The following is a 17,663-nucleotide window of genomic DNA, read 5'->3' on the forward strand; positions in this document are numbered from 1 at the left end:
GGCGCTACAGGCGGTAGCCGCCGGACTCCAGCGCTGCGATCATTTCCAGCGTCAATGAACGGTACTCGCCGGCTTCCGGCATCCATAGATAAACCCGGTCTTCCGGCTCATTCAATAGATAACCGTTTTTCTGCAGGTCCACTTTGCGGTATTTGAAGGTGCCGGTTTTGGCGATAGCGGGCGTGACGCGAATAAAGACTGGCATGGCGTAAGCCGGCAACGCTTGCTGCATGGTCTGCGCCAGTCGTTGCATATCCGGACCACGTTGCTTGTCCTTCGCCACGATGGCCGCCATGCCGGCTTTGCCGCTCATGTTGGGAATCTCCACGCCGTAGACGACGGCTTCTTCCACATCGTCCAGCTTGTCCAGCACATTCTCCACTTCGGTGGTGGAGACGTTTTCGCCTTTCCAGCGAAAGGTGTCCCCCATGCGGTCCACGAACTGCAGATGGCGCCAGCCGATTTCCCGTAATACATCGCCGGTGTTGAACCAGGCGTCGCCTTTGCGGAAAGCGTTGCGGATGATGGCTTGCTCCGTCGCTTCCGGCTGTGAGTACCCTTCAAAGTTCCATTTGGAGGTGATTTTACCCAGCAATAATCCCGGCTCGCCTTTGGCGACCTTTTGCAGTTTGCCTTTGCCATTACGGACCGGTTCGCGGGTGCCCTCATGGAATTTCACCAAAGCGAAAGGCGCAGTAGAAAAGCCGACGGTATTGTCCAGATTCAGAAAGTTGGTGAAGCCGACGTTGCCTTCGCTGGCGGCGTACAACTCAGCAATCTGCTCAATGCCGAAGCGCTCCTTGAATTGATTCCAAATAGAAGGACGCAGGCCGTTGCCGATCATCTTTTTCAACTTGTGGTGACGGTCCTGAGGCCCCGGCGGTTGGGCGAGCAGATAGCGGCATAATTCGCCGACATAGCCGAAACAGGTGGCGCCATATAAACGCACGTCGCTCCAGAATTCACTGGCGGAAAATTTACGCCGGATGGCGAGGGCGGAAGCGCCAGCCAGTGCGGCGCCCCAGCACACTAACAATCCGGTGCCGTGGTACAAGGGCAGGGGTGCGTACACGACATCTTTTTCCGTCAGCGCCAGCGACATATGCCCAAATCCCCCATACGCCTTGAACCATTTACGATGGCTGCTGGGCGCCGCTTTAGGCAGGCCGGTAGTGCCTGACGTGAATAGATAGACGGCGGTATCGCCAGCGAGGGGGCGGTCCGTGACCACTGGGTTGGCGTCGGGATAGTTTTTAATGATGGCGCCGAGGTTGACATATCCCTCCGGGGTGATCGAATCCTCCTTGAGCGTATCCGCATCCGCCAGAAAGAGCATGTGCTGTGAGTCTGCGGGGATGTTCAGTAGCGGCGCGGCGGAGGCGATGGCTTCCAACTGTTCCTCGCCCACAACAACAAGCTTGGGGCGAGTGAGGTTCAGGCAGTGGGCCAGCGCGTCGCCGCGCAGGGAAGTATTGATCATCGCCCCTGCCGCGCCCAGTTTCAGCGCGCCAGCCAGCGCCGCCAGTAATTCCGGACGATTCTCCAGGTTCAAGGCAATGACGTCGCCCCGCGCAACGCCGCGCGCGCGATAGTAATGGGCGAAGCGGTTGGCCCAGGCGTTGAACGCCTCATAACTGATGCGCCGGTCGCGGTAGAGTATCGCGTCGCATTCGCCGTGGGTGTCCGCATTGCGCTCGATAATATCGCCGATGGCCAGGGCTTTATCCGGCTTGAGCAGGGCGTAGTAGTAATAACCTTTGAGCAGGGCAGGCAGCTTCTGGGCGACGAAGGGCAGTTGACGGGCCAGGTCTCGTGCGGATATGCGGCCTTCCTGCGGCATGGTGCGGTCCTCTTGTTTTCCTATTTGCCTGTTTATCAATAGGGAGCGGGTCCGGTACTGCCTTTCAATGTTAGTCAATAAACCCGGTTAGTCGACAGTCTCTGCTAGTCGACAAACAGGTCGGTCATTAACGCCTGACCAGCTTCGGGATTATAGGTGTAGGCGGAAAAGTCCGTCACTCCTGTGTCGCGCAACACCTGCTCGTCAATGAGCCACTCTCCGCTGCGGCGCTGTTCTCTGTCAGTCAGTATGGCGTAGGCGGCGTCCGCCATGATCTCAGGGCTGCGCGCGCGGTCCAGCGCCTGTTTGCCGCCGGCTTCGAACTCCACCGCGGCGGTGGCGATCAGGGTTTGCGGCCAGAGTGAATTCACCGCGATGTTATAGCGCCGGAACTCCTGCGCCATCCCCAAAGTCAGCATGGACATGGCGTATTTGGTCAGCGTATAGGGGGAATACTGGGCGAACCACTTGGGGTTGAGATTGACCGGAGGAGACAGGTTGAGGATATGTCCCAGTCCCGATTTCTTCAGCCAGGGCAGGGCGGCCTGGGCGGTCGCCATGACGGCGCGGGTATTGACCTGATGCATCAAGTCGAAACGCTTCATCGGCGTATGTTCCACTCCGGACAACTTGATGGCGCCGGCGTTGTTGATGACGGCGTCCACGCACCCGAACTCGGCGGCGGCGCGCTCAACCATCGCTTTCACCGCGTTGTCGTCACGCACGTCCAGTTGTAGGGGGAGCGCTTTGCCGCCGGCCTGCTCCACTTCCTCCGCCACACTGTAGATGGTGCCGGGCAGCTTAGGGTGAGGTTCGGCGGACTTGGCCGCGAGGACGATATTGGCGCCGTCCCGGGCGAAGCGTAACGCCATGGCGCGGCCGATGCCGCGGGAAGCGCCGGTGATAAGGATGGTCTTATTGTGTAGAGGCGACATGGGCGTGTCCTTGTTTGTTGTTTTTATTGATTGATTATTCGGCGCTGAGAGTGACCAGCAGTTCCCGGATTCTGACCTGGTCGCCGGTTTTTACTTTGATTTCCTCCACCACGCCGGAGATATCCGCTTTCAATGGGTGCTCCATTTTCATGGCTTCCAGCACGACCAGCGTCGCGCCTTTCTCCACGTTTTGGCCCTGTTCAACCAGTACGTCCACGATGCGGCCATCCATGGAGGCGCGGATGCTGCCGTCTCCGCTAGCGTCGCCGGCTTCCGCTGGCGCATGGGTCAGATCTTCAAAGTCGTACACAGCGCCATCGAGATGCAAAGATAGCCTATTTTCCTGGCGCAGGTAGCGAACCCGTCGGCGTAGTCCGTCACATTCGAACAGGGCTTGCTCGGGCTCGATATGCTGCAATCCCAGGGGGAGGGTGCGGCCTTCCAGTCTGACCTGGAACACGCCATCTTCCTGCGTCTCCAACGCCAGCTCCCAAATGTCGTCGCCGCTGCGCAGCTCATAGGGCCAGGAATGATAGCCGGCGCTTCGCCAGTCGCTGTGAGGTGTATTCAGGTCGCTCTGATGGTGGAAAATCAGCGCCGCCAGCGCCACGACCCAATCTGATGGCGGTTGGGGCGACAGCGAGGGGTCGTCCTTGAATTCATTAGCGAGAAAGCCGGTATTCGCCTCGCCCTGTTGAAAAGCGGGGTGTTTCAGAATATTGGCCAGAAAGAGTTGATTGCCGATGACGCCGAACAGCAAACTGTCCTCCACGGCGTGTTGCAGGCGACGGCGAGCCTGTTCGCGGTCGGCGCCCCAAGCGATGATTTTCGCCAGCATGGGGTCGTAGTGGGGCGTGATGGTTTGACCTTCCTTCACGCCATCGTCGATGCGCACGCCTTCGCTCAATGCCGGTCGCCAACGTTGAATGCTGCCGGTTTGCGGCAGGAAATTCTGCTGCGGATCTTCTGCATAAAGACGCACTTCCATGGCGTGGCCCTGGATGCGCACTTGATCCTGGGTGACAGGTAGGGACGCGCCGGCGGCCACCTGGATCTGCCACGCCACCAGATCGAAGCCGGTGACCAGTTCGGTGACCGGATGCTCCACCTGCAGACGCGTGTTCATTTCCAGGAAATAAAAGCGCTTGTCCTGGTCCACCAGAAACTCCACGGTGCCCGCCCCGACATAACCGCAGGACTGGGCCGCCTTCACCGCCGCGGCGCCCATGCGCTCACGCAGGTCCGCATCGACGAAGGGAGAGGGCGCTTCCTCCACCACTTTTTGGTGGCGCCGCTGCACAGAACAATCCCGCTCTCCCAGATATAACACGGCGCCCTGCGTATCGGCGAAGACCTGGATTTCGATATGACGGGGTTGCAACAGGGCTTTTTCCAGTATCAGTTCATCGCTGCCGAAGGCATTGAGAGCTTCCGACCGTGCAGTCTTAATCTGCGCCGCCAGCTCCGCCTCGCTCAGCGCCAGACGCATGCCGCGCCCGCCGCCGCCGGCGGAGGCCTTGATCATGATCGGGAAGCCGATGCGTCGCGCCTCTTTGGTGAAGGTGGCGTCGCTTTGATCCTCGCCCTCGTAGCCGGGAATACAGGGCACGTCCGCTTCCTGCATGGCGAGCTTGGACAGGCGCTTGCTGCCCATCAGGGCGATGGCGTCAGCGGGAGGGCCGATAAAAGTGACTCCAGCGTCAGCGCATTTTTCCGCAAAGCGGGCGTTCTCCGAAAGGAAACCGTAGCCAGGGTGCACCGCGTCAGCGCCGCTCAGGCGACAGGCGGCGAGAATTTTATCGGCGTCCAGATACGACTCCGCCACGGGCGCAGGGCCGAGATGCACGGCTTCATCCGCCAATAAAGCATGGGGCGCGTCGCGATCGGCGTCGCTGTACACGGCGACGGTGCGAAAGCCGAGATCACGGGCGGTGCGGATCACCCGGCAGGCGATTTCGCCCCGGTTGGCGACCAGGATTTTGGTGATCATTGCGCCCACTCCGGGTTGCGTTTCTGCATGAACGCCAGCGCGCCCTCTCTGCCTTCCGGGCCCTGAATGGCGTGGGAGAAGTCGGCGGCGGCGCGATCCAATAAGGCTTCCAGGTCGGCGCCTTCTACATCCAGCAACAAGCGTTTGGTGATGGCGCTGGCTTGAGGCGCGCAGCGCTTGATCTGTCCCAGAATCGTTTCGAGCCGTGCCTCCAGATCTGCGGCATCCTCTGCGCATTCATGGGCGATGCCGAGTCGCGTCGCCTCTTCGCCGTCGCAGCGCACGCCTAATAACGCCAGCCGTCGCGCTTGCGTGAGCCCAATGCGGCGCGCCACGAAAGGCGCGATTTGCGCCGGAGGAATGCCCAGGCCTGTTTCCGGCAGACCAAAGCGGGCGCTGTTCAGGGTGACGGCGACGTCGCTGACGCAGGCCAGTCCAAAGCCGCCGCCCAGCACGGCGCCTTCCAATATGGCGACGACGGTTTGCGGCGCCTGATTGACGCGAGTGATCATGCGTCCGAACTCCCGGTTCAACGCCTGAAATGGATCGCTGTCTCCCGACTCCGCCGCCGCGCGGGCGTTGGCCATGTCGGCGATATCGCCTCCCGCGCAGAAATGGCCGTCGGCGCCGCGCAGGACGATCGCTCGAATACGGGCGTCAGTGTCGGCGTAGTCGAACAACGCCATGATTTCGCGCACCATTTGCAGGCTCATGGCGTTACGCACTTGCGGGCGATTCAGGGTGATGTGTAGCGCGTGATCGCGGCGTTCGGCCAGCAGGGTTTCCGTGACGGGAAGACTCATGATTTATTCTCCTGTGGCGTCGGCGCTGACGCTACGTTTGCCCGGCAGGGTTCCCATCAGCTTGCAGATGATGCCAAGCATGATTTCATCGGCGCCGCCGCCAATGGAGACCAGGCGCACGTCGCGGAACGCCCGCGACACCGGGTTGTCCCACATGTAGCCCATGCCGCCCCAGTATTGCAGGCAGCTGTCGGTGACTTCACGGCCTAGCCTGCCTGCTTTAAGTTTCGCCATGGAGGCCAGTTGGGTGACGTCTTTGCCTTGGATATACAGCTCGCAGGCTTGATAGGTGAGAGCGCGCAGGGCTTCGATTTCCGTTTGCAGCTCCGCCATGCGGAAATGAATATATTGATTGTCGATTAGCGGCTGGCCGAAGGTCGTGCGCTCCCGGCAGTAAGCAATGGTTTGATTGACGCAGGCTTCCAGCGCCATGATGGTGTTGGCGGCGCCCCACATGCGCTCTTCCTGGAATTGCACCATCTGCATCATAAACCCCATGCCTTCCGCGCCGATGCGGTAACGCTGGGGAATCCGCACATCATCGAAAAACACTTGGGCGGTTTCCGAAGAGCGCATGCCAAGTTTGTCCAGATGCGGCGCCACGTCAATGCCCGGCAGGTTCATGGGCACGACCATGAGTGTTTTGTTCTTGTGCGGTTTGTCGTCGCTGGTATTAGCCAGCAAGCACATGAAATCCGCCTGTGGCGAGTTGGTGATCCACATTTTGGAGCCGTTGATCACATAGTCGTCGCCGTCTTTGCGGGCGTTGGTCTTCAACCCGGCGACGTCAGAGCCGGCGGAGGTTTCGCTAACGCCAATACAGCCAATCATCTCGCCGCGAATGGCGGGAGCAAGAAACTCGCTTTTCAGTTCATGAGAGCCGAAGCGGGCGATGGCGGGGGTGCACATGTCGGTTTGTACGCCGATGGAGAGAGGCACGCCGCCGGCGCCGCAGGCCCCGAGTTCCTCCGCCGCCGCGAGATTGTAGCTATAGTCGAGGCCCAGGCCGCCGTACTCCTCTGGCTTGTGGATGCCAAGCAGGCCGAGCTCGCCAAGCTTTTTGAAGATTTCCCGCATGGGATAGGCGCCGGCTTTTTCCCATTCATCGATATGCGGATTGATTTCGTTCTGCACGAAATTGCGCACGGTGCGTCGTAGTTCGCTATGTTCCTGAGTGAATATCATTGTTATTTTTCCTCTGTGTAAACCTGCCTCGCCGCGCCTGCGTCAGAAGCGCGCCACGCCGAAAGTGTTGGGGCGCAGGGGTCTGCGCTCCGCTTCGTAACAAACGTCCAGCAACAACGCCAGCACGCGCCGGGTATCGCGGGGATCGATCAGCCCGTCGTCCCACAGGCGCGCAGTTCCGTAGAGCGCGCTGGAGCCTTGCTCAATTTTTTCCGCAGCGGTTTTTTCGATGGCGTCGAGCATTTTCGGATCCGGCGTCAAGCCCAGTTTGGCCTGTTTTTCTTCGGTGACGATGCGCAACACCTTGCCCGCCTGGGCGCCGCCCATGACGGCGGTGCGGCTGTTGGGCCAGGAAAAGATAAATCTGGGGTCCAACCCCCGGCCGCACATGGCGTAGTTGCCGGCGCCATAGGAGCCGCCGACCACCATGGTGAGGCGGGGGACCTTGGCGTTGGCCACCGCTTGCAGCATCTTGGAACCGTGCTTGATGACGCCGTTCTGTTCCGCATCGGCGCCAACCATAAAGCCAGTGGTGTTATGGAAGAACAGGATCGCCGTATTGCTTTGCTCGCAGAGCTGGATGAACTGAGCGGCTTTGGCGGCGCCTTTGGGCGTGATTGGGCCGTTGTTGCCAATAACGCCGCAGGCCATGCCCTGGATGTGGAGGAAGCCGCACACTGTCTGGCTGTCGTAGAGCGGTTTGAAGTCCAGATACTCGGAGCCGTCAGCGATACGGGCGACGATTTCGCGCACGTCATAGGGCTTGCGAGCGTCGGCGGGAACCACGCCAAGCAGTTCTTCCGCCGGATACAGCGGTTCTTTCCAGGTGCGCGCAGGCGTTGGAGCGAGCTGTTCGTTCCAGGGAATGCGTTGCAGGATATCCCGCGCCAGGCGTACGCCATCGGCGTCGTCTTCCGCCAGGAATTCCGCTGTTCCGGCGATGGAGGCGTGCATCTCCGCGCCGCCCAGGGTTTCGTCGTCGGCGATTTCACCGGTGGCGGCTTTTAACAGTGGCGGACCGGCGAGAAACATTTTGGCTTTGTTCTTTACTGCGATCACATAGTCGGAAAGACCGGGCTGGTAGGCGCCGCCCGCGGTGGCGTTGCCATGCACCACGGTGACCTGGGGCAGACCTGCGGCGGACAGGCGGCACTGATTGGCGAAGCCCCGCGCGCCCTGCACGAAAATATCCGTGGCGTAGTTGAGGTTGGCGCCGGCGGATTCCGCCAGGGTGATCACCGGCAGCTTGTTCTCCATGGCGATCTGCTGCACACGCAGGGTCTTCTCCAGACCGGCGGGGGAAATAGCGCCGCCTTTGACCGCGCTGTTGCTGACAATGATCAGGCAGCGCACGCCCTGCACATAACCGATACCGACGATGGAGCCGCCGCCGGCGTAGGAGCCGTCCTTGTCGTCATGCATTTTGTAGCCGGCGAGAGAGCACAGCTCCAGAAAAGGCGCGCCGCGATCCAATAACAGGTTCAGGCGCTCTCCGGGCAGCAACTTGCCTTTTTTATGAAATTTCTCGCGGGCTTCCAGGGCCTTCTCGCGCACTTTGTTTTCAATGCAGCGGAAGGATTCGATCGCCGTCATCATGGCGCGACGGTTGGCGGCGAATTCTTCGGAATGAACGTCTATCTGAGAGGTGATTTTGGGCATGGCGCGTTTCCGGCTGTTAATCGTCGAGAACTTTAGGTCGGACGGCGCGATGGAAGCCGTTGTAGACCGGTACGTTTTGCGCTTTCGGCAGGGGCCATACGCGGCCGCCCTGCGAGGCGCCGCCGTCCACTCTCAAGGTGGCGCCGCTGATAAAAGCCGCCGCCTCGCTGAGTAGGAAGCAGATGGCGGCGGAAACTTCGGCCTCCGTCCCCAGGCGTTTTAACGGCACGCCATTGGCCAGCGACAGCAGCATGGGTTTCATGCTGGCGTCGTAATGGTCCAGGCCGCTGGAGGCGATCCAGCCCGGCGCCACGGCGTTGACGCGCACGCCCGCCGCGGCCCATTCCACGGCGGCGGTTTTGGTGAAGTTATCCATGCCGGCGCGGGCGGCGCCGGAGTGACCCATGCCGGGCATGCCGCCCCACATGTCGGCGATAATGTTGACGATGGCGCCGCCCTGTTTATTAAGGCATTGGTTGTATAGCTCGCGGGCCATCAGAAATCCGCCCACCAGATTAGTGCGCACGACGGTTTCAAACCCTTTCTGATTGATGGCGGATAGAGGCGCGGGATACTGACCGCCGGCGTTGTTCACCAGTCCGTAGACCGGACCCAGCTCCGCAAGGATGTCGGCGATGACGGCTTTGACTTTGTCCTCTTCGCGAATATCGCAGACATACCCGCTGGCGCGGCCGCCATCCTCATGGATTTCGCCCAGCACTCGGTCCAGCTTTTCCTGCTTGCGCCCGATAATGGCGACCCTTGCGCCCAGGGCGGCGAGTTCGTGAGCGACGCAGCGCCCGATGCCGCTGCCGCCCCCGGTGACAATAACGGTGCGGTCAGCGAATGTGTTTTCCCGGAACACGGATTGATAAGGCATCTCAGGCTAACTCCTCTGCAATGCTGCTGGGGATGGGGATCGGGAATTCCAGCAACTGCTGTGCGAAGGCTTTCCCCTGTGGATCAATGCGCAGACTGGCGACCCCGCCGCCGCCCAGACTGTTCTCCAGCAGGAAGTTCAGAGCGAATATGCCCGGCAATTCCCAGCGGGTGACGCGGCCATTCTCTGGGTGCAATAAATGCTGCATGTAGTCGCCCACTGCAGCTTCGGTGAGGGCGGCGCGAATATAGGGAAGATACTCAGGTCGGCGCGCAATGACGCCGATATTGGCGTGATCGCCTTTGTCTCCTGAGCGCGCCCAGGCCAGTTTGACCAGCGGGGCCTGTGTGGCGGCTGCTTCCAGCGGTGTTGCTGCAACTTCCGCTCTGTCCCCCAGGGAGGGCGTCGCCTCGTAGTCCCAGTCGACCTTGACCGGCTTGCCTACCCCGTCCATGTTAGCGGTGATGGTGATGCCGTTCTTCGGGGTGAGGAAGGAAAACAGGCGAATCTTCGGCCACACGGTCGGCCTGCCGCCCACAATGCCAGTAATCCCTGGGGCCATGCCTGTGGCCGCCTGGGCGATTTCCCGGGAGAATAGCGCCAGGGCTTCCTTCTGCGGATGCGCGCAGGCGATTTTCACTACGACTTCCCGACTGCCGGCAATGCGGGAACGGGGACCGTAAGTGGCTTCTGTTCCCAGCAGCTCGATATCGACATCGGTGAAGACTGGCCAGCCGCGCTCTTCGAATTGTCTTTGGGTTTTATGAATAATAGCGTCGGCGGTGACTTGGGCTTTGGCGGCGGCGTCGATGCCGGCCATGAGAAAGGTGGCGACGCATTTATGGCCGTCAGGGTAAGTGGCGCATACTTTATATTGATTGGTGGGCGCGCGTCCGCGGGCGCCGGTGACGCGCACGCGATCCAGACCGCTTTGCTGCAGTTTTACCTGGGTGAAATCGCAAGTGACATCCGGCAAAAGATACGCGCCGGGATCGCCGATTTCATAAACCAACTGCTCAGAGACCGTGCCAATACTCACCAGACCGCCGGTGGCTTCAGGCTTGGTGACGGTAAAGTCGCCGTTGGCGTCGACTTCCACGATGGGAAATCCCATGTTGTCGAAACCTTCCACCTCGCGCCAGTCAGTGAAATTGCCGCCCGTGCATTGAGCGCCGCATTCGATAATGTGGCCTGCGAGGCTGCCCTGGGCCAGTTTGTCATAGTCCTTCATGGACCAGCCGAACTCGTGAACCAGCGGCGCCAGAACCAGCGCGCTGTCCACCACCCGCCCGGTGATGACGATGTCCGCGCCGTAAGCCAGGGCGGCGGCGATGCCCGGCGCGCCCAGGTAGGCGTTCATGCTGACGCTGACGGGAGGCAGGGGATCGCCGGAGAACATATCGGTCAGATTCTGGCGTTCAAACTCCGCGCGTCGATGCAGAATGTTGTCCCCCATGACGGCGGCGATTTTAAGATCGAGGCCCAGTTTGTCGATGATTTCCTGCAGGGCGTCGCGGCAGGCCTGGGGATTTACGCCGCCAGCGTTGCTGATCACCTTCACGCCTTTTTCCTTCAGCTGCGGCAGGAGCGGCTTCATCACATGATCAACGAAATCGGTGGCGTAGCCTTTGTTCGGGTCCTGCAACTTCTGGCCGGTGAGAATAGACATGGTGATTTCCGCCAGATAGTCGAACACCATGTAATCGAGTTCGCCTTTTTCCAGCAATTGCGCCGCGGCGGTGTTGGTGTCGCCCCAAAATGCGGCTGCGCAACCAATGCGCAGAGTAGACTTGGTGGTCATGATCGTCGCCCGTTCCTTTCTGGTCGATCACGCGATCACACGCGTATCGTCCTGGTATGTCGTTTTGAATGGTTATTGTCGATGATGCGAGCCCGATCAACGATACCAAGCAAGCGCTTGGTTTGTAAAGAGGCCGAATTGAGATAGACTTAGGAGCGACCCAAATCTTTGGCTAAGCGCCATAAGGGAGTTTTTTTCGACGTTTGCCGTTAGAATGTGCGGCCCCGCGCGGCGCCCCGGATTCCGCCGCGGGTTTTCCATCCGTCAGCTCAGGAATGTGATTGCTTATGAAACAACTTGCGCAACTTATCGAAGAGGGACGCATCACTGACCCTCAGAGCGCCAGGGGCAGGTTACTGGCCAAGGCTGCGCACCTGTTCAAGGAAAAAGGTTACGAGCGCACCACGGTCAGAGATTTGGCCGCGTCGGTGGGTATTCAAAGCGGTAGTATTTTTCATCATTTCCGCAGCAAGGAAGACATCCTGTTCGCTGTGATGGAAGAAACCATTCTCTACATCACCGCCAAAATGCGCGAGGCTCTGGAGCGGGCGCCGACGCCTCGTGATCGATTGCTGGCGCTGTTGCGCTGCGAACTGGAGTCGGTGCTCGGCGGCACCGGCGAGGCGATGACTGTGCTGGTGTATGAATGGCGCAGTCTGTCGGACGCACGACAGGAAGAAATTCTCAAATTGCGTGATCAGTATGAAGGCCTGTGGCTGGACACATTGAGCGAAGCCCGCGACGCCGGATTGGTCAAAGGCGACGTGGCGGTGCTGCGGCGCTTTCTCACCGGCGCTTTGAGTTGGACCATCACCTGGTACAAGTCGGAAGGCAGCATGACGGTGGAGGATCTGGCGCAGCAGGCGCTGTATCTGGTGGTTAAAGATTAGCAACTGCCGACGTCGTATGTAACGACGCGGAACCCGTCATAATAGTCTATAGTTTTCCTTGAAATCCGTTGTTCGGAAAAGTCTGCTGAAGGGGAGCGCGCTGATGACCGGCGTTTGCATCCCCGCAAGGGAAAACCTCCATGGCGTCAATCCGCAGCAGCGCTCTGTGCTGCGCGCTCCTCTGGCTACAGATCCTGCCATCCGCCGCTGAATCAGAACTCAGGCTTCACGCGGTTACTGAAGAATGGGCGGCCTACTCCAATGCCGACTGTACAGGCCTTTACTGGGATATTCTTGATGCTATTTACACGCCGGATGGCGTCGTCGTTATCTGTGAGATCGTGCCTTGGAAACGCGCCCTGTATTGGGTCTCCAGCAAGGAAAGAGATGCGCTGGTTGGCGTCTATGGCAGTCGTAAGGAAGTCATGTTGATTCCTGAATTGCATTTCGGCGTGGACGATCCGGTGGTAGCGTTGTTTCTGCGAGGACAACAAGAGGAGTGGCGCGACGTGAGGCGCGTGCGAAGCGGAGAGGCGGCCTGGATTCGCGGCTATGATTTCAAACAGTGGTTCAATCCTGACATGGAGCCTGTGGAGCTGGAAAGCGTTGAGCAGGGCATTGGTTTGGTGTCGCGACGCAGAGTCAAATTCGTTATTGATTTCTCCGTCAATATACAACGCGCCATGCGCGAGCTGGAGATAGATGAGCAGGATTATAAGTCCGTCACGATCAAAAGCGGCGAGAAGCTTTATGTGGGCTTTGCGGATAACGAGCGCGGACGTTTGTTTGAGACCATTTATACCCGCAAGCTGCCGCAGCTATACGAGTCCGGAGAGTTGGAGCGCATTTACAAAAAATGGGGCTTGAAGCCGCAATGGCTTCATCTGCGGGAATCCTGGCCGTCTTCCTCTGAGGCATTGGAATAACACCTTTAAAACAAACAAAAAATTGTCCCGTATCGCAAACGGGGTCTATGCTTTTAGCTAAGGTTCAACGAAAAATATCGACGTGCGCCCGGTCGTCGAGGCTGGTGGCTGCGGCGCGCGTGAATGAGCAAGGAGATACCTGTGGCTCCTCCTATTCGGAAAATTGTCTATGTGGAAGATGAGCCCGATATTCAGGCTATAGCGCAGATGGCCCTGGAGGCCATTGGTGGTTTCGAGGTCGTGCTGTGCAGCTCAGGCAGAGAAGCATTGGAGGTGATTCCTCAGGAAATGCCGGATCTGGTTCTGATGGATGTGATGATGCCCGAGTTGGATGGGCCCTCCACATTGCAAGCCTTGCGGGAAGTGGCGGAATGCAAGCATCTGCCCGTTGCGTTTATGACAGCCAAAGTGCAGAAGTCGGAAATTGACGAATTTATCAGTCTGGGGGCGGTCGGCGTGATCCCCAAGCCCTTTGACCCGATGAAGCTTTCCGATGAGGTTAAGCGGCTTTGGGAGAAGGTGCATGGGGGATGAGCGGGAGCACAGCAAGGATGACTCACGCTCACCGATGGAAAAAATGCAGGCCTTGCGCACCGCGTACGCCAGTGCGCTGCCGCAAAAGCTGACCAATGTGCGCGATAGTTGGAGTTCCGTCAGAACGCTGCAAAGCTTCAACCGGGAAATTCTGATGCCATTCCGGCATTTGGTGCATCGTTTAGCCGGCTCTGGCGCCTCATACGGGTTCGCCCGACTCTCCGCGCTGATGCAGAAGATTGAACAAAAAATCGATCAACTCTCTGACTTTCCTGAGAACGCCAAGCGTTTGGTGCTGGAAATCGATAACCTGCTGACTCAGGTTGACTCCTCCGCGCAACCAGACGAGCAAAGCAATGAAGAGCTCTCACTGATTTCCTCCCAGCGCATTCAGCGGCCAGCGGCGCCCAAGGCCCTGCTGGCCTTGTCGAAAGAAAGCGCCTGCAATTCGCTGCCGGAACAATTGAAACATTACGGTTACGAAGTGCGGGCCTGTGCGGCGGAGGAAGTGATAGAGAGTGCGCTGCAGTTTGAGCCGGACATTGTGGTGTATGAAGAGCTGGGCGCGTCTCAGGCCTGTCCGGCGCCCATAGAAATGGGCAAAACCAAAGTCCCTTTTGTGTTCGTATTACATCAGACGCCGAGTCTGTTCCTGCGCGTGCAGGCATACCGGGCGGGCATACGCGAAGTGTTGCAGGCGCCGCCGGATATTTCTCAGTTATTGAGTAAATTCGATCAATGCTTCATCTCGGAAGGTGATGTGCCTTACAGAGTGTTGTTGATCGACGATGACAGTGAGCTGGCCATGTATCACGCCCAGTTACTGGAGCAGGCGCAAATGAACGCGCGGGTGGTGTCGCAGCCCGAGGATATTCCCGACGTATTGATGGAATTTTTTCCTGATGTGATTCTGATGGATTTGTATTTGCCCGGGTACAACGGCATCGAGCTGGCGGTGGCCATACGCCAGGACGCTACGCTCTATGGCGTGCCGATCATCTTTGTTTCGGTGGAGCAGGATATCGCCCGCCATCTGGGCGCCATCCGCGCTGGCGGTGACGATTTTCTTATCAAGCCGGTGCCGGCGCCTTTTCTGCTGGCGTCTGTGGAGAGTCGGGCGCGGCGTGGCAGAGAACTGCGGGGAATGCTGAGCCGGGATGGTCTGACCGGGCTGCTCAACCACGTCAGCACGGAAGAGTATCTATCACAACAATTATCCCGGGCTCGCCGCATGGATAGCAGCTTGGCTTATGTCATGGTCGATCTGGATCACTTTAAAAAGGTCAATGATAATTACGGTCACTTGATGGGCGATCGCGTATTGGTGAATTTCGCCCGTTATCTGCAGGGACGTCTGCGGCGCAGTGATGTGATCGGGCGCTATGGCGGCGAGGAATTCGTCGTGATTTTGCCGGACACGACCAAAGAGCACGCCCGCTTTGTTATTGAGTCCATGCGGATGAGTTTCGCTTCCATCAATCACAATACCGCGGAAGAGCCTCTGCGGGTGACCTTCAGCGCAGGCATCGCCGCCTTTCCCGATATTGATGACATGGCGACGCTCACCAAGGCGGCGGACGACGCCCTGTATGATGCGAAGCAACAGGGACGTAACAAAGTCTGCTTATATAAACCCAATACCTCGGATTGATAGGAGTTGCGGTAAGGGCATGGACGGTGCACTGATAAACAAGTTGGCGCAGATTCAACGGCATTACCGACAATCACTAGGCGCCAGGGCGGATGCGTTGGAAAAATGGTGGGATGAATTGCTGAAAAAGAGCGATCGTCAACGCCTCAACGATATTTGTATGACGCTGCATAGCCTGGCGGGATCGGGTAAAACCTTTGGGCTTCCAGAGCTCAGCGCGGCGGCGGCGGAGTTGAACGCTTATTTGCAGGATTTAATCAGAGAAGGCTCGACCGCGTTTGATAAGTATAACGAGCGTATGGGTCTGCTTTTACAACTGATGCGTCGTCCACATACCGGCGACGCCGCGTCTGGAGTTTGCGAGATGGAGAGTAACCCTCGTCCGGGACGCCTGGTTTACATTGTCGAAGACGACCAGATGCTGTCGCAGTGGATGAAAACCCACATTGAGCAGCATGGCTACAGCGCACGTATCTTCAACAGTCTGACGGCGCTGGGGCAGCGGCCGAAAGAAGAAACGCCGTTGGCGATTCTGATGGACGTTATTCTGCCGGAAGGGGACAACGCCGGGCTGGACTTCGCCATTAATCAGGACTCCTCCGAGCTGAGCGGCGTGCCTCTGGTGGTTATTTCCAAGCGCACCGACTTTGAGGCGCGTTTGCAGGCGGTGCGGGCCGGTGTGCGCCACTATCTGACCAAGCCTCTGGACTCTGAGAGTCTGCTGGCCAGCATTGAAGATATGGTGGAGGAGAAACCCACGGAGCCGTATCGTATTTTGTTGGTGGATGACGATGAGGATATTACCGCCCTTTATCGTGCGCATCTGGAGGCGGCGGGCGTGGAAGCGCGCACCCTGAGCGATCCGAAAAAAGCGCTGCAGGTGATCATGGAGTTCAAGCCAGAACTCATCGTACTCGATCTGCATATGCCGGAATGCTCGGGATTGGAAGTTGGTCAGATCATCCGCCAACATGTGCAGTTCGCCAATGTGCCGCTGGTGTTTCTCTCCGCGGAGTCCGATTCCAGCGCGCAACTGACCGCCATTGAGCTGGCCGGCGACGATTTTCTGATGAAGCCCATCGATCCTGAAGTGTTGCGCATTAATCTGATGGCGCGCGCGCGACGGGCCCGTATGGTGAGTATGTACGTACGTAGCCTGATCAAGGAAATGTCGTTCAAAGAGCAGCATGATGCGCTCACCGGCCTGCCCAACCGACTGCATCTGGAACGCCGGCTGGAACTGGCGATTCGCAATGTGCGTTATGGCGTGCGGGATCAGTTTTCACTGTTTCTGATCGATGTGGACAACTTTCAGCATATCAACGACGCCTACGGACATGAGTTGGGCGATCAACTGATCGTCGACTTGTCCAAACGGCTCGAATCCCTGATACCTCACAGTGCGGTTTTGTGTCGCCCGGGAGGAGATGAGTTCGCCATTCTGTTCAAAGGCGTGCGGGATAAAAAGCAAGTGATTCAATATGCCGAGCGGCTGCTGGAAGCCTGTGAGACGCCATTCAACATCGGCGCGGATGAAATCAGCATTGGTCTCAGTATTGGCGTCGCCACCTACAGTCGCGAGCACAAATCCAACTTCGGCATCGAGGTGTACAAAGAAGCCGACATGGCGTTGTTCACCGCCAAGAAAATGGGCAAGAACGACTTCGTGATTTTTGAAGAACACATGGCTTCAGAACTGAAAGCCCAGGTGAGCATGACCAGCGATCTACGCAAGGCGTTGGTCAACCGCGAATTTCATCTGGTGTATCAGCCTCAGGTGAATCTATACAACCACCGCATTTTCGGCGCGGAAGTGCTGCTGCGCTGGAATCATCCCGTGCGCGGACCGGTGTCGCCGGCGGAGTTTATTCCTGTGGCGGAGGCCCATGGTTTGATCGATCAGCTGGGCGAGTATGTGCTGCGTTGCGCCATCAGGCAGATCGCTGACTGGAAGCGCCAGTATGGTCGCGCGGTGCGCTTGGCGGTGAACGTGTCGCCGCGTCAGTTCGGGCGTTATGACTTTGTATCCCAGGTCGGTCTGATGCTGGAGGAGTTCCGTGTAGATGGGCGCCTGCTGGAGTTGGAAATTACGGAAAGCGCCCTGGCCAAGGATGTAGAGACGGCGGTGTCCAAACTGATGGAGCTGCGTTGTCTGGGGGGGGGCGTGGCGGTGGACGACTTCGGCACCGGCTTTTCCAATCTGGCTTCATTGAAGCGTTACCCGGTGGATTTGTTGAAGATTGATCGGTCCTTTATTCGTGACATACCTCATGATCAGGATAATTTGGCCATCGTCACTGCGATTGTGCAAATGGCGAAAACATTGGGCTTGAAAATACTGGCGGAAGGGGTGGAGACCATCGACCAGATTCGCGTCATGCGGCAACAGGGATGCGATCTGATCCAGGGTTTTTATGTCGCCCGTCCCATGCCGGTGGAGCAGTTTGAGGAAGACTACCTGAGCGGCTCAGGTCAAGAGAGCGGAGCCTTATAAATCCAGCGGTTGCGTCAATGACCCGGTGTAATAGAATGGGGCTGCGCCTGTTGTAGGACTTGGATTTAGTGAGTA

General features: G+C 58.5%; 13 protein-coding genes. 5 read left to right on the plus strand and 8 right to left on the minus strand.

Going from position 1 to position 17,663, the window contains the following annotated elements; genetic code table 11:
- Positions 1 to 4: 4 nt before the first annotated feature.
- The 8 genes from O5O45_RS31375 to O5O45_RS31410 all read right to left on the minus strand — a co-directional run bounded on the left by O5O45_RS31375 (position 5) and on the right by O5O45_RS31410 (position 11,093).
- On the minus strand, positions 5 to 1,840 hold the full coding sequence (locus tag O5O45_RS31375; RefSeq protein ID WP_305903173.1) for a long-chain-acyl-CoA synthetase: 1,836 nt from the start codon (positions 1,838 to 1,840) through the stop codon (positions 5 to 7).
- A gap of 104 nt (positions 1,841 to 1,944) precedes the next feature.
- Positions 1,945 to 2,775, minus strand: a complete 831-nt coding sequence (locus O5O45_RS31380; RefSeq protein WP_305903174.1) for an SDR family oxidoreductase — start codon at positions 2,773 to 2,775, stop codon at positions 1,945 to 1,947.
- A 34-nt stretch (positions 2,776 to 2,809) separates the two neighbouring features.
- Entirely contained in the window at positions 2,810 to 4,765 is a 1,956-nt protein-coding gene (locus tag O5O45_RS31385) for an acetyl/propionyl/methylcrotonyl-CoA carboxylase subunit alpha (RefSeq protein WP_305903175.1), read from the minus strand.
- Complete coding sequence (locus O5O45_RS31390; protein ID WP_305903176.1) at positions 4,762 to 5,568, minus strand: enoyl-CoA hydratase/isomerase family protein; 807 nt, start codon at positions 5,566 to 5,568, stop codon at positions 4,762 to 4,764. The genes O5O45_RS31385 and O5O45_RS31390 overlap by 4 nt, the downstream gene beginning before the upstream one ends.
- A gap of 3 nt (positions 5,569 to 5,571) precedes the next feature.
- On the minus strand, positions 5,572 to 6,753 hold the full coding sequence (locus O5O45_RS31395; RefSeq protein WP_305903177.1) for an acyl-CoA dehydrogenase family protein: 1,182 nt from the start codon (positions 6,751 to 6,753) through the stop codon (positions 5,572 to 5,574).
- Positions 6,754 to 6,795: 42 nt separating this feature from the next.
- On the minus strand, positions 6,796 to 8,412 hold the full coding sequence (locus O5O45_RS31400) for an acyl-CoA carboxylase subunit beta (protein WP_305903178.1): 1,617 nt from the start codon (positions 8,410 to 8,412) through the stop codon (positions 6,796 to 6,798).
- 16 nt (positions 8,413 to 8,428) lie between these two features.
- The gene (locus tag O5O45_RS31405) at positions 8,429 to 9,292 is read right to left on the minus strand and encodes an SDR family oxidoreductase (protein ID WP_305903179.1); all 864 of its coding nucleotides are present in this window, start codon (positions 9,290 to 9,292) and stop codon (positions 8,429 to 8,431) included.
- A 1-nt stretch (position 9,293) separates the two neighbouring features.
- Positions 9,294 to 11,093: an acyclic terpene utilization AtuA family protein gene (locus O5O45_RS31410; protein WP_305903180.1), complete on the minus strand. Its 1,800-nt coding sequence runs from the start codon at positions 11,091 to 11,093 to the stop codon at positions 9,294 to 9,296.
- A gap of 287 nt (positions 11,094 to 11,380) precedes the next feature.
- Here O5O45_RS31410 and O5O45_RS31415 point away from each other — a divergent pair, with 287 nt between their 5' ends.
- The 5 genes from O5O45_RS31415 to O5O45_RS31435 all read left to right on the plus strand — a co-directional run bounded on the left by O5O45_RS31415 (position 11,381) and on the right by O5O45_RS31435 (position 17,588).
- Positions 11,381 to 11,983, plus strand: a complete 603-nt coding sequence (locus O5O45_RS31415) for a TetR/AcrR family transcriptional regulator (protein WP_305903181.1) — start codon at positions 11,381 to 11,383, stop codon at positions 11,981 to 11,983.
- 140 nt (positions 11,984 to 12,123) lie between these two features.
- Positions 12,124 to 12,909, plus strand: coding sequence for a substrate-binding periplasmic protein (locus tag O5O45_RS31420; RefSeq protein WP_305903182.1), 786 nt, complete (start codon positions 12,124 to 12,126; stop codon positions 12,907 to 12,909).
- Between the two features lie 141 nt (positions 12,910 to 13,050).
- Positions 13,051 to 13,443, plus strand: coding sequence for a response regulator (locus O5O45_RS31425; protein ID WP_305903183.1), 393 nt, complete (start codon positions 13,051 to 13,053; stop codon positions 13,441 to 13,443).
- Complete coding sequence (locus tag O5O45_RS31430; RefSeq protein ID WP_305903184.1) at positions 13,433 to 15,094, plus strand: diguanylate cyclase; 1,662 nt, start codon at positions 13,433 to 13,435, stop codon at positions 15,092 to 15,094. Before O5O45_RS31425 ends, O5O45_RS31430 begins: the two co-directional genes overlap by 11 nt.
- A gap of 19 nt (positions 15,095 to 15,113) precedes the next feature.
- Positions 15,114 to 17,588 (plus strand): putative bifunctional diguanylate cyclase/phosphodiesterase, encoded by a 2,475-nt coding sequence (locus tag O5O45_RS31435; protein WP_305903185.1) that lies wholly within the window; start codon positions 15,114 to 15,116, stop codon positions 17,586 to 17,588.
- Positions 17,589 to 17,663: the final 75 nt, after the last annotated feature.

The sequence above is a fragment of the Hahella sp. HNIBRBA332 genome, from assembly GCF_030719035.1.
Lineage (GTDB): Bacteria > Pseudomonadota > Gammaproteobacteria > Pseudomonadales > Oleiphilaceae > Hahella.

Excerpts from the sequence above, each read along its gene's own strand:
- O5O45_RS31400 (WP_305903178.1), bottom strand. The coding sequence starts at position 8,412 with ATGCCCAAAATCACCTCTCAGATAGACGTTCATTCCGAAGAATTCGCC.
- O5O45_RS31420 (WP_305903182.1), top strand. The coding sequence starts at position 12,124 with ATGGCGTCAATCCGCAGCAGCGCTCTGTGCTGCGCGCTCCTCTGGCTA.
- O5O45_RS31430 (WP_305903184.1), top strand. The coding sequence starts at position 13,433 with ATGGGGGATGAGCGGGAGCACAGCAAGGATGACTCACGCTCACCGATG.
- O5O45_RS31395 (WP_305903177.1), bottom strand. The coding sequence starts at position 6,753 with ATGATATTCACTCAGGAACATAGCGAACTACGACGCACCGTGCGCAAT.
- O5O45_RS31390 (WP_305903176.1), bottom strand. The coding sequence starts at position 5,568 with ATGAGTCTTCCCGTCACGGAAACCCTGCTGGCCGAACGCCGCGATCAC.
- O5O45_RS31385 (WP_305903175.1), bottom strand. The coding sequence starts at position 4,765 with ATGATCACCAAAATCCTGGTCGCCAACCGGGGCGAAATCGCCTGCCGG.
- O5O45_RS31410 (WP_305903180.1), bottom strand. The coding sequence starts at position 11,093 with ATGACCACCAAGTCTACTCTGCGCATTGGTTGCGCAGCCGCATTTTGG.
- O5O45_RS31380 (WP_305903174.1), bottom strand. The coding sequence starts at position 2,775 with ATGTCGCCTCTACACAATAAGACCATCCTTATCACCGGCGCTTCCCGC.
- O5O45_RS31405 (WP_305903179.1), bottom strand. The coding sequence starts at position 9,292 with ATGCCTTATCAATCCGTGTTCCGGGAAAACACATTCGCTGACCGCACC.
- O5O45_RS31375 (WP_305903173.1), bottom strand. The coding sequence starts at position 1,840 with ATGCCGCAGGAAGGCCGCATATCCGCACGAGACCTGGCCCGTCAACTG.
- O5O45_RS31435 (WP_305903185.1), top strand. The coding sequence starts at position 15,114 with ATGGACGGTGCACTGATAAACAAGTTGGCGCAGATTCAACGGCATTAC.
- O5O45_RS31415 (WP_305903181.1), top strand. The coding sequence starts at position 11,381 with ATGAAACAACTTGCGCAACTTATCGAAGAGGGACGCATCACTGACCCT.